The organism is Lactococcus sp. UBA7128 (genome assembly GCF_002492185.1).
In the GTDB taxonomy this organism is placed as follows: Bacteria; Bacillota; Bacilli; order Lactobacillales; family Streptococcaceae; genus Lactococcus; species Lactococcus muris.
In genome coordinates this window covers 1-15087 of record NZ_DKXK01000071.1, presented here as the reverse complement: position 1 = coordinate 15087, position 15087 = coordinate 1, and the positions used below count along the sequence as shown (strand labels likewise).

10 protein-coding genes are annotated in these 15087 nt (G+C 38.3%); 1 reads left to right on the top strand and 9 read right to left on the bottom strand.

The window, feature by feature from the left end:
• The first annotated feature begins 253 nt into the window (after positions 1-253).
• Positions 254-1582: an enkurin domain-containing protein gene (locus B4H39_RS07655; protein WP_251421988.1), complete on the top strand. Its 1329-nt coding sequence runs from the start codon at positions 254-256 to the stop codon at positions 1580-1582.
• A 438-nt stretch (positions 1583-2020) separates the two neighbouring features.
• Here the strand turns inward: B4H39_RS07655 and B4H39_RS07650 are convergent, their stop codons facing one another.
• The 9 genes from B4H39_RS07650 to B4H39_RS07610 form a co-directional block, all read right to left on the bottom strand.
• On the bottom strand, positions 2021-2782 hold the full coding sequence (locus tag B4H39_RS07650) for a YibE/F family protein (protein ID WP_251421985.1): 762 nt from the start codon (positions 2780-2782) through the stop codon (positions 2021-2023).
• Entirely contained in the window at positions 2779-3879 is a 1101-nt protein-coding gene (locus tag B4H39_RS07645; protein WP_251421999.1) for a YibE/F family protein, read from the bottom strand. Before B4H39_RS07645 ends, B4H39_RS07650 begins: the two co-directional genes overlap by 4 nt.
• Complete coding sequence (locus B4H39_RS07640) at positions 3872-5965, bottom strand: hypothetical protein (RefSeq protein ID WP_286927556.1); 2094 nt, start codon at positions 5963-5965, stop codon at positions 3872-3874. The genes B4H39_RS07645 and B4H39_RS07640 overlap by 8 nt, the downstream gene beginning before the upstream one ends.
• Positions 5949-7520: an ArnT family glycosyltransferase gene (locus B4H39_RS07635; RefSeq protein WP_251421979.1), complete on the bottom strand. Its 1572-nt coding sequence runs from the start codon at positions 7518-7520 to the stop codon at positions 5949-5951. Before B4H39_RS07635 ends, B4H39_RS07640 begins: the two co-directional genes overlap by 17 nt.
• Positions 7477-7899: an EbsA family protein gene (locus tag B4H39_RS07630; protein WP_251421977.1), complete on the bottom strand. Its 423-nt coding sequence runs from the start codon at positions 7897-7899 to the stop codon at positions 7477-7479. The genes B4H39_RS07635 and B4H39_RS07630 overlap by 44 nt, the downstream gene beginning before the upstream one ends.
• 6 nt (positions 7900-7905) lie before the next feature.
• The gene (locus B4H39_RS07625; RefSeq protein ID WP_338147164.1) at positions 7906-10134 is read right to left on the bottom strand and encodes an LTA synthase family protein; all 2229 of its coding nucleotides are present in this window, start codon (positions 10132-10134) and stop codon (positions 7906-7908) included.
• A gap of 89 nt (positions 10135-10223) precedes the next feature.
• Entirely contained in the window at positions 10224-13742 is a 3519-nt protein-coding gene (smc, locus tag B4H39_RS07620; RefSeq protein ID WP_251421972.1) for a chromosome segregation protein SMC, read from the bottom strand.
• Positions 13732-14427, bottom strand: a complete 696-nt coding sequence (gene rnc, locus B4H39_RS07615) for a ribonuclease III (RefSeq protein WP_202230528.1) — start codon at positions 14425-14427, stop codon at positions 13732-13734. The genes smc and rnc overlap by 11 nt, the downstream gene beginning before the upstream one ends.
• 104 nt (positions 14428-14531) lie before the next feature.
• Positions 14532-14921, bottom strand: coding sequence for a hypothetical protein (locus B4H39_RS07610; protein WP_251421969.1), 390 nt, complete (start codon positions 14919-14921; stop codon positions 14532-14534).
• Between the last annotated feature and the right edge of the window lie 166 nt (positions 14922-15087).

Below are 15087 nucleotides of genomic sequence, written 5' to 3'. Positions count from 1 at the left end.
TATATGGAGAGGATTTATGAGCTTTATCAGGAATAAATAATTTTTATTTTTTGAAGTCTTTTTATGTTTATTTTTCCAACGCAAAGAGAGTTCAAAAGAGAGGAGGATTCACTAGAAAGTTCATAAAACTTAGAGAAAAATAAAAAGTTATACGCAGACTTTTCTAAACCCGTCAGACAGTGGTTAAAAGAAAGGTTTATCAAGTAAAAATGATGTGGAAATTTCCGCATAAATGTCGTTAAAGGAGACAATGATGATAAAAAACAGAGCAAAATTTTTTACAACAATAGGAATTTTAATCTTAAGTGCAGTGCTTGCAGGATGTTCCAAAGGAGACACAAATAAATCAAGCACAGCAGCACCCGAACAAAGCAAGACAGAAGAAAAAACACCGTCTTTTAATTTTATTGCTAATAAAAATCAACCTGAAACAGTCAATGACTTTTTACCTATCTTCGCTCAACAGTTGAAAAAATATAATCAGGTTGCTGAAAAAATTTGGCCTAACAGTGCCGTCACACAGATTCCTGTTGTTTTAGAAGACACGGACAGTAAAAAGATGTGGAAAATCACTCCAGATGGGCAAATCAGTGATTTTTCTGACAAAGATGCAGAAGATATGAATGTTAACCGCTCTGAATATCCAGGGACTTGGGGCTACTATGGCAAACAGTTTGGAAAGTTCGGAGTAGATGCAAACTATAGTGTACATGGCAAGGAGCTTAAGGGCGGAGGAATGTATTTCTCACTCAATAATGCTGCACTTAAGGATAAGAAAACATGGAACCGCTATCCACATCTTGGCACTTACGATGCCTTGGTCTTTGTCTTGCATGAAAATTTCCATATCTTTGAACAGGAGAAATGGGACAAGTTACCTGAAGAAGAAATTGCAAAAATTGGCTCCAAAAAAGATCAACATCTTGATAATGTAGAAGCCCGAGTCCTTCGTTATCAATTGATCCAAGAGCTAATGAAGGCTGTTGCGCAACCTAACGACCAAGCTTTAGTTCTCAAAGCTCTTTCAACTTATAAAGAATATGAAGCAAAGCACAAGGCAGACTTTGATGCTGCACAATATTGGGATCGCGTAGAAGGATCTGCTCAGTATATGGAAGTAATGGCTGCTCTCCAAACCTATTTCCCAGATCAGCTTAAGACGGACGATGATATTGCTCAAGCTGTCCAAGCATTAGGGAAGCAGACGAAAGGTTATGGAAAATCAACCGGAAATGTGGAAGAAGCTTATGATGTTGGTGCTTTCGCAGGTTTTTTATTGGATCGCTATGATACCTCATGGAAGACTAAACTTATGAAGGATAAAAATACAACACCAATAAGCTTACTCGCTCAACATTTTCAGAAAGAAAAACTTCCTGATTATAAACCGCTTAGTGAGGATGATAGAAATAAGCTCCTAGAGCAAATATCAAGTAAGAAAAAAGAGCTTATCACTTATCAAAAAGAATCATTAGAACAAATGAAAAAAGATCTTCAATCAATCGAAGACCCTCAACAGAAAGCGGAATTAGAAAAAGAAATCAAAGCTCTCGAAGAAAAAATTGCAGCCTTAGAAAAATAATCTAAATAAAAAAGACAAAATCATACCTCTTGAGTAAACATTTAAGAGGTATGATTTTTCATTTTATAATATCTTTCCATTCGTGCACTTAATGTATTTCCTGCTCATCCTCCCTAATGGCACAAAATACTTCAAAAGCTCAAAGTTTTCTTTTAAATCAGTGATATAACAAACAGTACTGCAATAAGCAAGACTAACAGCAAAAGTGATTCCCATATGATGAGAGAAAGCAAGGGATTCAGGCCTTTGATATGTAACCGATCCGCAATCCCATCTAATAAATTCTTATTCATGTATATAATATATCAAAAAGTTTAATGCTTTGCAATATGATTTCTTTATTTTTTCGTAAATATTTCCAAAATTACATTTCTCCCTTGCACTTCCTTTTTCATCTCACACAAAAAAGCTAGGAGTTCAACATAAATGAGTCTCTTTTTATACTCCTTCATGCATTTTTTCAAATTCTTTTTCCACAAAATATCCCGACAAGAAAATCGCAAAAAGTATCCCTATCATTCCTAAGAGCATTGCGGCCATGTCCGCCAGAAGCAGTTTGGAATTTATTATTTCTGCAAAGCTATAATGAAGTCTTACAAACCAAAGGATAAGACTAAGTGATGAACCTAATAATCCAAAAAACAATGTATTTACAGCAGTGCCAAGGATTTGTTGAGAAATTATAAAGCGTTGTTCTTTAAACTGGGCCAGTGACATCTGCGCATCTTGTTCGACAACTTCAGATAAACTAGCAACAAGTGCCATAGCTGCCTCTGCTACTGCCCCTAACATCGAAATAACCATAACCACAATTGCAACATTGGAAAAATTCAAACCAATAGCCAAAGACAGTTCCTCGAGTTCTTCCGTATCCTCAATTGCAAAGCCTTGGAGATTACCCAAATATTGGACAAGAATAGCTAAAATCATCAGCGTAAAAACAACAATAAGACTTGCTTTGAAAGAAATATTGGTCACCCTGTTGTCATCTGAAGACATATATATAGCCACTGCTAAAATTAAGACAGATGCAACACATAAAAGAATAAATGTATTCGCCCCCCATGACAGGAGCGTTATCATAAGAAAAATCAGAGCAAAGTTGATAAATAATCCGAAAAGGTTACGCATCCCTTCCCCTCCAGAAACGAGGACAAGCAAAAGTGCCAAAATGAGAAAGAGAACCATTAAACTATTCATTTTATTGTCTCCCTTCTTAAAGCAAAACTTGTCACAAAAGCCGTAATTGGCACTGCAAGGACAATGCCGATAGCAGAGATAATCGTCTGTAAGAGCCCCAAATTAAGCGCCGTTCCAGCAATATAACTCCATGTGTTGCCGTTTCTCAATAAGAGCAAGGTCATCGAAATCGTTTCTGCCATAAAAATCATAAATAGAACATTAGTTAATGTCCCGATAATTTCTTTCCCAATTTCCATTCCTGACTTTACATAATCCTTCTGGGTCATGTTAATATCATGGGCTTTGTTTTGACGATAAAGACCAAATAAACCTGCGACAATATCTCCTGTACCATCCATAATTGCTCCGAGTACACTTATGATTGCTCCGACAAAGAAAAACAGGATAGGGTTCTGTGTCACATAGCTCATATTTTCAAAATGTACACCTGAATTTCCTGTGGCCTTCAAAACAGAAAATGTCAATAAGAAAGTTAAGAGGCTTGTTAAAAGGGTTGTTAATAAGGTAAGGAACATCTGCCGTGTAAAGCCCAGTACAAAGCTCAAAGAACTGAATACGAAAAGAAAAGCTAAACAAGAAAAGATAATCAGAGCATTGACAGAAGTAAAATGAATGTCAGCAGCAAGAGCCAAGACAAAGTAAAGGAGGTTTAATGCGAGCGAAACAGTTAAAAATAGAGAAGCACGCCAGCGAATAAAACTTAGCAGTAATCCAATAAAAAGTACTGCTAAACTTACAATAACCGCATCACGTTTTTGTCCGACAATTTGCATTTTACCTGCGCTTTTTCGTAGAAGAATTTTTTGATTTTTACGAAAAATTTGTCCTGTTACCTGAGACTGATTTGTGATATTTTGTAAATGTAAAATTTCATTTTTTTGAGCTGTATTGAGCAGTTTAACCGTAAGGTTTTGCTGTATCTCTGTGTCCTTGTTACCAAAATTATCATCTAATGTTGTCTTTCCAACATGCTTTACTTCTTCAATAATGCCCAAGGGCTCCTGATAGAATTGAGCATTGTTATCCACGATAAGAAAAGCTGCCACTGCAGCTAAGCAGGGCAGAAGAACTTTTTTCAGAAAGAGTTTACTCATCATCTTTTACCACAGCTAGGACAACGAAATAGCCCAGTAAATAAATCACAGCAAAGCCGAAAATCAATCCCATTGGGAATTTTGTCTTAGGCTGCCTTTGCGAGATAGAAAATCCAAATGAAGCTTGCTTATCGTTAGGAAGCTCAATCAAATAAGGATAATCCAAATTTTCAGTATTGGTCATCAGAGACATGATAACAGGAACTTTTTGTATATTTTGAACCTGCATGCGGTACTGACCAGCAGTCATGTCTGCTCTTAACACAGTTATCGCATCTTCTGGAAGTATGGCTTGCTCAGCCACTTTTTTCCACCCACCTGCTTCCTTTTTCTCAATAATCAGCTTCATTTCCATAGTTGCATAGGATTTGAAATCAATATGATTGGCAAAGGTAGCGAGCTCAAAAGGTTGAGAAATACTTTCTCCTGCACCAAGTTCAATGCTCCCCTTACTGTAACCAAAGTGGTTTAGGGAATGTTGTTGCGCATTGACAGTAATCTTCTGCTTAGGTTGCACCTGCATTAAGGTGAGCATCAATCCCAATGACAAAAGTGACAGCACTGGATAAGCTATTTTTAAAAGCTTCTTCTTCCCTTTTTCAGGTTTAAATAGTGCTTTTTCAGAAAAAATCTTATCAAAACTCAGTGCAGCAGCAAGTATAATCAACGCAATTGTCATAAATTGATAACGCGGTTTCACTTCCCAAAGTAAAGTATGAAAGAGCGTAATCCCCATCGTCGTCAAAATAGAGAGAGAGAAAACCGAGATTTCTTCCTCTTTTGATTTCCAAAGACGATAAACAATGGCCAGAAGGAAAATAGACATAAGTGCTTTGGCATAGGTTGAAATAAAGATATTAACAGCACCGATATTATCAATCAGCCAACCCGGACCTCTTGTCCAGTTATAGTGACCAGAGAAAAGTTGATAATCTGTTGCTGTGGCAAATGTTCCGCAAGACCACAGCTGCCCAAATTTTCCAAGGAGAAGCACCGGAATCATCCAAGGCTTCTGTCCCAAATATGCGAGTCTCTCTTTTATTCCCGCAATATTTGCATCTTTTGCTGTCTCGAAACCAAAGTGATTGAGCGTATAGTCACGGTCGGCAGGAGTCCAAGTTCCCATCGAATCCGTATTAAGAGCTTCATAAATCCAGTTGATGGTTGGAAAAACATCCGGACCTTTGAGATCGTATTGCATCACGCTCGCCAAACCACGGGTTACGCCCATGGCTAAAATAATTCCTACAAGAGAAGCTAAAAGGAGTTTAGTAATAGAAAGCCACAATTTTTTATATTTTTGACGCTGACTAAAAGCCACCAAGCCGAGTATTGCTAAAGCAACCAAAACAATAATAATATTTGGACGGGCCAAGTATCCTACTGCAAATAGGAATGCTGTGCTGATAAATTGCCAAACGCCAAATGTCTCTGTTTTTTGTAGTTTATCAAACTTAAGTGCAATAATCAGTAAGACTAAAATCGCAAAACCATCAGAGTAACCAACTCTTAGAAGAAAATCGTAATTCATTGGAAGAATGACCATGATTAAGGCAATAAAGGCTGCGAGAGCTGCTCTTTTCTTCCAAAGAAAACGAATCATCAAGACCCAAATGCTCGTATTAATAAAAATATTAAAAGCATAAAAAATCACATAATAAGACACATGAAACAGTTGAGCAAGTTTCATAAAGCCAACGTTCAGAGCAACTAAGGGAAGAAGGTTGGGATATTGTCGAATCCAAACATCCCAAACCATATCCCCTTGCATAATGCGTGTCGCTTGAGCTTGTATATGCCAAGGGTCTCCGAAAACCATCATGTGAATCTGAGTAACAGAAATAATCTGAAACAAGAGAAATACTGTAAAAAAGGCGAAAATAAATATTTTCAGTCCTTTTTTATTCATCTTATGGAATTTTTGATAGGCAAAACGGAGAAGGAAAAAGAGCAAAGCAGCCAGCAATAATACGGAAATCGGTTCTAAAAAACCCACATCTGTATAGGGCTGTATAGCCATAAGCGCCAAGGCTGCAATAAAGAGCCCCAGCAAAATACGATACATGCTTTTATTCAGAAAGTCCATTTTTCCTCCTATAAGATTTGATAAAGTCAACCAGACCCATAGTTGCTAAAACAAGCATTACTGGCGCAAAGTTATAAAGGTAACGTGAGTTAGCTTCCCAAAGCAAGAGAAAACCTGTAAGACCTACCATTGAAAGTCCAACAATAAACCACTCTGTTTTATGTTTTTTGAAGATGCCCAAAAAGATTTCATACCACATAAGTGGAACAATAGCCAGCCAATAAAGGGTTTGAGCCGCTTTGAGCAATAACCAGCCCGTGATATTGCCTTCTTCTGGAGCAAAACTTGTCCAGTCAAAGTAACGAAAAACAAAGGGATTAGAATGACGATAGGTGTAAAAGAAGCTACTCAGATCACCATTAAACCATGTATACATAATCTTACGCCAGAGCTGTAATAGAATATCAAAAACGCTCATCTCTCTCAGATTATTTTTAAGTCGTTGTACAATCCCCTCTTTCTTAGATTCTACGTCTGTAAATGATTGGGAATAAGCTAAAACGTCTGGATTAAAGCCACCGTATTTATTGATGGGATCAAAGGACATTGTAATCCAATGAATCATCGGCAAATTGTAGCGATCATTGGCTGACTCTGAAAATGCTGGGTCTGAGGAAACAACAGACTTAACCCCTTGGTGAACACCAACAAAAAGAAGTGCTGCAATAGGCAGCATGATAAGGAGCTTCTTCCATTTGCGATTAAGGATGAGGAAACAGAAGACAGCAATCATCGGAATGAAAACCGTTGGCTTTATACTAAATCCTAGAAATACAACTAAGCAAGCAGCAATCCACCACATAATCATCTTGCTTGTTTTTTCTGCTTTAAGGGCATAAACCATAAAAAGCAAACCGAAAATAACAAAAGGCAAAGTAGCGGTATCGGTATAGAGCTGGGCACCGTAGATGTAAAAAGGGAAAAATCCAAAGGCAACCAAATTATAGAGCAGAGCCATTTTAATAGTGGATATCTTTTTAATCAAGAGTGAACCACCTAAGACAGAAAGGCTCGTAAGAACTGCTGCTACAGCTGTTGTCGCTAAAATAAGAGAAGAATAGTTCCTAAAAGGTGCAAAAATCGTATTATAAATTATCCCGAAAAATTGATTATTAGGATAGCGCAAGAAATACAAAAGTTGGTTTTCTGTCATTGGCAGATTTATAAAGGAACGGCCGCCCAAGTAAAGGCTGTTTCTCAAAACGACAAAGAAATCCCAGTCATGTGCCGTGTCAGGGACATGAATAATAAAGAAAAAAGGAACGAGCAATACTGCAAGACCTAAAATCCACATTGACATTTTATAGTAACGTTGGAGTTTATTTTCTGTCAGAGTGGCTATTTTTTTGAATGAGCGATAAACGAAAACCATGTAGGCTGCTGCGATAAACATACAGACATTCCCTAAAATGAAAGCTGTAATATACTTCTCATTCCAAGCGGGCGTTTCCATGATTACATAAATATTTGTTCCGAGCCAAAGAAGGCCAAAAATAATTGACCAAAAAATCTTAAACTTTTTCGGATCTTTTAAGTGCTGATGTAGTGTATTCAACTTTATTTTCCTTTAGTACATTTTGTAGAAGTTGATTGGATTTTCCCAATACAACAAACTGATATTCCTTGCCGATATAAATAAATCGAAGCGTTCTTGGCGTAACTTTAACGGAGCTCATGTAAGCGAAATCTATTTTGAGCATTCCTAATCGAAAATCCCGAGAAAAATGCAAGGCATCCTCTGCAGCAAAAAAACGACGCTGCCTCACTAAAAAGTAAAAGGCAAAAACTAGAAAGACAAGGATAGAGATTTGAAACCAATTTGTCCGAAGATTATTTTCATAGAAAAGCACTTGCTGGAAAGAAAGAAGAATAACCCACCATATCCAAGCTATTTTATAAGCATTTGTCAAAGGCTGAAAATATCCTGATTTCATAAAAGTTTACTTTCCTTTCTCAACTTTTTTAGCTGTGGAAGATGTTCTATTTGTGCCGTTCTTTTCCGCATTTTTCACTGCTTCAGCTTCTTCCTGTGCCTTTTGAGCTGCCAATACAGGATCATTAAAGAGATTCACAGAAGAAACGCCCTGATTTTCTGACAGAAGGGATGTCGAACGTGCTTTCAGCACATCTTGTTCCTTTCTCAAACGTTCCCGTGTTGAGTTTACGCCATAACTAAAGCTTCCTGGTTGCACCGGTTCAAATCCTGGTGGCGTATAGAAGCGCAGCAAGTCTTCCGTATTGAAAGTATCAGACATGTCTAACATCTGATTAACTTTTTCCTGAATACTGTCCACATACTTTTGTTGCTGCTCTGTCAGCGTCAAAACTTCTCCTGTTTTTGTATCATGATAAACAGAACTTGTTGCACTTGACTTAGTGATTGTAGGCGTAACAAAACCACGATTTCGAAGCGCTACAAATTGCTCACGATTTGGTGCAAATGCATCCTGACCAAACTGGATATAATCCTTGGTTGAAATTCCTAACAAGTGTTCCAAGGTTGGCATAACGTCAATTTCACCGATGTACTCATCACTGATATGTCCTGTTGTTTGTCCCGGAATATCAATCATGAATGGTGTACGCTGCATCATTGTGTTATCGTACTCTGTCCAGTCTTCTGCATTTTTACCAATAAATGGTGCATAGTATTTTGTATCTGAACCAGAAATACCATAGTGATCGCCATAAAGGACAATGATCGATTTTTCATAAAGTCCTGATTTTTTCAAATAATCAAAGAAATCTTTAACTGATGAATCTAAATAATTTGCAGTTACAAAGTAATTATCAACAACTGAGTTGCCAGATCCTCCCTCTAAAAGTTTCGGATTTATTTCAAAATCTTTCAGCCCTGTGTAAGGCGTGTGATTCGTAACAGTCAGATATTTCACATAAAAAGGTTGTTGTAACTGTTCAAGATACGGAATAGAATCCTTAAAGAAATACTTGTCCTTTATGCCCCAAGCCGTTGAGTTATCCGGTGTGAGATTAAAGAAAGATTGGTCAAAGAAATTTTGATAACCCATATTGCGGTAAACATTGTTACGGCTGTAGAAGGACCCAACGTTTCCGTGGAAGACTGCACTAGAGTAACCCTCTTTTTGCTGCAAGATGGCCGGCATGGCTTGGAAGGTCTGTGTGCTGCCCAGACTTGAAAAAAGTGAACCTGAGGCTAAGCCAAATGTAGACGTTTCAAGCATTGTTTCCGCATCTGATGTTTTCCCTTGTCCAACTTGATTGAAGAAATTAGAGAAAGAATAAACAGAAGGATTATTGTTATAAAGTGAATTCAGGAAAGGTGTAACTTCTTCACCGTTTACTTTCATATTGATGACATCTTGCTGCAGGGACTCAAGATGAATTACAATGACATTGCGATTTTTAGCAATACCGAACATCTCATCGTTGGGGGCAAGATAGCGTTCTTCTTGGATATAATTTTGAACCTTAGTGAAGTCAGTTTTTGAGGCCATGGCTCGCGTTTCATTAGATACATGCGTATACCAACTGTTTGTTGCTAACCATGGACCCAAACCCAGATAACGTACAATATAAGTCGCATCATATTGCGCTTGGCGTGAAACTAAGCGATGTTCTGTCAAGTCTGCCATCCAGAAGTTCAAGCCGAAAATCATCACAGATACGCTGAAAATTTTAAAAGCATAGAGCGTTGTTGGACGTCGTTCATCCATTTTGATCTTTTTCGTAAGGAAAAGGATGAGGATAAGGACAAGGTCAATCCAGAAAACAAGGTCAACCCATGAAACAGCAATTGCTCCTAGGTCAAAACCTTTACCTACCATACCTGCTCCACCTGTAAGTGTATTTAAAGTAAGAAAATCCGAAAATTCTCGGTAATAGAGAACATTCCCATAAACGAGCAGGTTCCCGATAAGGTTCATAAGGAGCAGACCCAAATAGAAAAGTTGCTTCCTTTTGACAAACAATACTAAACTAAAGAAAATTGCTGTGAAGCCTATCGGATTAACAATGACTAACAAATAATCTGCAAGCTTTGAAGAGTTTAATCCCTTAAAAACAGAGAAATAAGCAATCATGGTTTTGACCCAAATAAAGAAGGTCGACCAGCAAACTAAACCTAGCCGTGTATTAAAACTGTTGAATAATTTTTTCAAGGTTAACCTCAATTTATTTTTTATTTGCACAAGAGTAGATTCCTTTTTTACATTAGGAATAATTTTACCAGATGAGTCTTGAGTTAAGCTTAAGTTTTTTACGACCTACCCATTTTCTACTAAATATCATCCTCTAAGCGCACAGAAATAACTTTGGAGACACCTGCATCTGCCATTGTTACACCGTACATCGTACCAGCTGCTGCCATTGTCCCTCGACGATGTGTGACGACAATAAATTGATTAGAGTTATCAAAATGATTCATATAATCACCAAAACGTTTTACATTCGCCTCATCTAAAGCTGCTTCAACCTCATCTAGAACGACAAAAGGAACGGTTCTGACACGCAAGATAGCAAAAATTAAGGCCAAGGCTGTCAGAGCCTTTTCGCCACCCGACATAAGGTTGAGACTTGCTAATTTTTTACCCGGTGGTTGCACTTTAATCTCTACACCAGCTTCGAGTAAGTTCGTGCTGGTCAGCTCTAGGTTTGCCTCTCCGCCCACAAACATTTGTGAAAAAGTCAGTTGAAAACTTTCTCTAATCTGCTCAAAGGTTGATTTGAAACGAATTTCAACTTCTTCGTTCATCTCTTGGATCGTTCCAAGAAGCAAGTCTTTCGCCTCCAGAAGGTCATCTTTCTGCCCACTTAAAAAGGTGTGACGCTTGTTTACTTCTTCAAATTGCGTAATAGCATCCAGATTAATTGGACCTAGTGCACGGATTTGACGTTCAAGCTGGCGAAGTTGGTGCTCTGACTCGGCTAGGTTATCAAGTGAATTAGCTTTTGCTTTTGCCTCATCAAAACTCATCTCATATTCAGTAAAAAGTATGTTTTGACGATTTTTTAAAAGCTTTTCTGCCTGTTCAATTTTTACTTCTAAACGCGCTTTTTGATTATTAAGAGCTTGGTTTTGTTCAAGTAACTCATGATTTTGTTCTTCTAGCTCCTCCATTTGAGCTTGTAAATCCTCGCGTTCAAAGCGTAAGCTGACTAATGTCACATTGCATTCCTGAAGTTTTGCTTCTGCTTCCTCCAGTCTCTTGGCATAGCGATTACGGCTTTCTTCATCAATCTGAGTTGAGTTTGCAGCTTCCAGCTTAGTCATCTCTGATTGAATAAGAACTTGCTCTTCGCTCAAGCGGTCAAATTCCGTTTGCATAAAGCGCAATTCATTTTTTAGGTTTGAAAGTAACATTTTACTCTCATGATAAGCATTGCTTTTTTCTGTCTTAAGCGCATTGAAACTTTGACTGCTTGATTTTACATCCTCTAGCTGACCATCCAGAGCTTGCTTTTCTTCATCAATTTTTTTCAACTCCAGTGAAATTTTTTCATTTTCTTCTGTCAGTTCTTGCAGTACTTGGTGTGATTCTGTACTCTCAGCTCCAGCCACCAAGGTTGCAAGGTCTGATTTTCGCTCTGACAGTTGTTTGAGCTGCAGTTGTAACGCTTGCTCAGACAGGCGTTTTTCTTGAATATCTGAACGCAACTCCGCCACATGATTTCGCAAATTTTGTCTCACAGCTTGCTGTTTTTGCAACTTGTTCTCCACTGCTTTGAGCTTACTTTCTGCTAAGGCGATAACTTCAGTCAAGTGTTCAATTTCTGTACTTGTAAAAGTTGTATTGTTACGCTTTGCGGCTCCTCCTGAGTAAGAACCTCCTGGATTAATCTGCGTGCCGTCTAAAGTTACAATGCGAATCGTGTAGTTCATCGCTCTTGCAATTTGACTGGCATGTTCTGCTGTATCAACAATTGCTGTAGTTGCCAGTAAACTGGCCATAGCGCGCTGCAAGCGCGGCTCAAAATGAACAAGATTTAAGGCTGTATCAATAAAGCCTTCCATATTTATTAGACGCTCATAATTACGAAATTCACGTGGTTTAATCGTTGTCAAGGGCAGGAAAGTGGCACGTCCTAAACGTTTTTCACGTAAGTAGGCAATGGCTGCCTTCGCTGCCTCTTCGTCTTCAACAATAATATTTTGACTTCCAGCCCCCAAGGCAATATCAATAGCCGTCGTATATTTCTTATCAAAAGTCAGCAGTTCCGCAACAACTCCAACTATCCCACCTAGGTTTGAAGCTTGTGTCATTACGGCACGAACCCCTTGAAAGAAGTTACTGTGACTCTCACGGATATTTTCCATACTTGCCAGATTAGCCTTGTATTTACTCAGCTGTTGCATCTGGTCATACATGATGTTCTGCACGTGACGTTCATTTTCAGCATGCTGTGCTTCTTCTTCGGACTTTTCTTCCAATTCTTTTTCTAAAAGATGTATAAGCTGAGTTAAATCGCTCAACGATTTCTCAATTTGGGTTAATTCTGCAGACACAGCTTGGAATTTTTCCGTATTTTCTCGTACATGTTCATCGGATTCCATGAGACGACGTGAAATATTTTCAAATTCCACCTTATTTTTAGTCAGTTGATTGGAGAGCTCGGCTTCGTGATGTACGAGTTTCAAATAATCTTCACGAAGACGTTCAGACAAGCTTTCTGGATTTTCAGAAAAACGTGCCAGCTCTTTTTCTAACTGTTGGAGTTGAACCTGAGCTTTAACTTCCTGATCTTTCAAGTGTGTTTTTTTCTGCTCGGCTTCTTTCCTTTTGTTTGTTACTTCAAGGAGTTTTACACCCAGCTCATCTATCCGACTTTTCCGCTCTGCTTCTGATTTTTCAGAAGTTGATTTTTGTAAGTCAAAAACCTCTATTTTATGTTGCAGTTCTGCTTTTAGCTCCGTTAAAGTCAAGCTATTATGCTGAAGTTTTTCTTGCTCGCTCTCTACTTTCAAACGTGATTTTTTCAGCTGAACAAGCTCTGATTCATAGTTATTTTGCTGCCCCTTTAATCTTTCCAGCTCCAACTCGGTTTTACTAAGGTCACTCTTAGCTTTTTCGTATTTTTCTTTTTCATCTAAAAGCTGAGCAACAAGGACAGAAAGAGCTAGCTCTGAACGCTCTGCCTCTAAATCTTGAAAGCGCAATGCAACATCACGTTGTGCACGGAGAGGCGTCAACTGACCATTCAGCTCAAAGATGATATCTTCTAAACGGTCAAGATTATCTTGTGTCGTCTTTAGTTTGCTTTCTGTCTCAGTGCGGCGTGTCTTATATTTAAGTACTCCTGCTGCTTCCTCAAAGATGGCACGCCGCTCTTCTGGTTTAGAGTTAAAAACTGATTCGATACGTCCTTGAGAAATGATGGAAAGCGAGTCCCGCCCTAAGCCTGTATCCGTAAAAAGCTCATGAATATCTTTCAAACGACATTTTCGTCCGTTGATTAAAAACTCAGAATTCCCATTGCGATACAAGCGCCTTGTAATTGTTACTTCGCTTTCTTCTTCATAGCCAACAAGGTATTGATCTGAATTATCAAAAGTGACAATGACTTCTGTATAATTCAAAGCTTTTCTTTTAGCCGTTCCAGAAAAAATGACATCAGGCATTTTCCCACCACGAAGCGACTTGGCAGACTGTTCTCCCAAAGTCCAGCGTAATGCCTCAACAATGTTTGACTTTCCTGACCCGTTAGGTCCTACAACCGCTGTGACTCCCTGATCAAATTCGATTTTTGTACGGTCGGCAAAAGACTTGAAGCCGACGATTTCCATTTTTTTAAGATACATGAATTTGACCTTTTATTGCATTTTCTGCTGCTTTTTGTTCAGCAAGTTTCTTTGACTTTCCACGCCCGCGACCAAGTTCTTCACCATTATTGTAAACCGCGGACACAAATTCGCGCGCATGGGCAGGACCAGTTTCTTCCAAAATTTTATATTCAATTACTGTCTCACCATCTGCCTGCAAGACTTCTTGTAAAGTGGTCTTATAATCGATTACCTTAAAATAATCATCTGCTTTCACATGTGGGATAACAACACGGTTGATAAAACGCCTTACCTCTTCCATCCCTGCATCAAGAAAAAGAGCACCAAGGAATGCTTCAAATAAATTTTCCAGATTTGTGTCACGATTACGGCCACCTGTTTTTTCTTCACCATTTCCTAGGCGTAAAAAACGACCAAATTCACACTGACGCGAAAAGTTAGCTAAAGATTCTGTGCGGACAATGCTAGAACGCATCTTCGATAATTCACCTTCAAGTTTATCTGGATAAGTACGGTAAAGATATTCTGAGATGATTAAAGACAGTGCGACGTCTCCCAAAAACTCCAAACGTTCATTGTTTGCAACCTTTGGGAGGCGTTCTTCATTCGTGTAGCTCGAGTGAGTAAAAGCTATTTCTAATAACTCTTCATCGGCAAATTTTATACCGAATTCATCTTTAAGCTTAGTTTGAAGCTCAAACATAAAAATTCCTCCTAATTTTTAGTATTAACTTAGTTATTATACCAAAATTTTGTTTATTTTTGGTATTAACCATAAAGGAAAAGAGAGCTTACTACGATAAGCTCTCATACACTGTCCATACGGGCTAAAATAAAAGACAAGACAAAGCACAGTCCTAACGGTAAAGTAACTACCATAACATGCAAGTCCACAAGTGAAACCAAAATATAAAAGCTGCCAATAATCAACTGGTAAAACTGCCATATTCCACCAGTTGGACGATCCATACGAATAAAAGCAACCCAATTTACAATCATAATGGACATGACAATAACAAGGATTAAGGCAAAGAGTTTCAGCAAAAAGATCCCACTATGCCCCGCAATAGACAAGGTCACTTCTAAGTCTTTGACCTCCCAGTTAACTATGAATCGAATAAAGGCAAACATCATTAATACAGCAATAAGGGTCGTAAAAGCACTCCCAATTAAGGCACAAATTTTCGCTCGTTTCATCTTTTCTCCGTTGTTTTAATGACTGTATTTTATAACTATAAGCTTAAACTAATACTAAAGCAGCATATTTCAAATAAGAGCACAAGGCTTAGACCCCACTTCTTTCTCTAAGAAGAATGCACAAATGGGGTACCACTCGCTACGCTCCTTGCGTATTATCATTCTA

What these genes read in the sequence shown, in the direction of transcription:
- smc (WP_251421972.1), bottom strand. Translation starts at nt 13,742, where the DNA reads ATGTATCTTAAAAAAATGGAAATCGTCGGCTTCAAGTCTTTTGCCGAC.
- B4H39_RS07610 (WP_251421969.1), bottom strand. Translation starts at nt 14,921, where the DNA reads ATGAAACGAGCGAAAATTTGTGCCTTAATTGGGAGTGCTTTTACGACC.
- B4H39_RS07650 (WP_251421985.1), bottom strand. Translation starts at nt 2,782, where the DNA reads ATGAATAGTTTAATGGTTCTCTTTCTCATTTTGGCACTTTTGCTTGTC.
- B4H39_RS07630 (WP_251421977.1), bottom strand. Translation starts at nt 7,899, where the DNA reads ATGAAATCAGGATATTTTCAGCCTTTGACAAATGCTTATAAAATAGCT.
- B4H39_RS07640 (WP_286927556.1), bottom strand. Translation starts at nt 5,965, where the DNA reads ATGGACTTTCTGAATAAAAGCATGTATCGTATTTTGCTGGGGCTCTTT.
- B4H39_RS07645 (WP_251421999.1), bottom strand. Translation starts at nt 3,879, where the DNA reads ATGAGTAAACTCTTTCTGAAAAAAGTTCTTCTGCCCTGCTTAGCTGCA.
- B4H39_RS07655 (WP_251421988.1), top strand. Translation starts at nt 254, where the DNA reads ATGATAAAAAACAGAGCAAAATTTTTTACAACAATAGGAATTTTAATC.
- rnc (WP_202230528.1), bottom strand. Translation starts at nt 14,427, where the DNA reads ATGTTTGAGCTTCAAACTAAGCTTAAAGATGAATTCGGTATAAAATTT.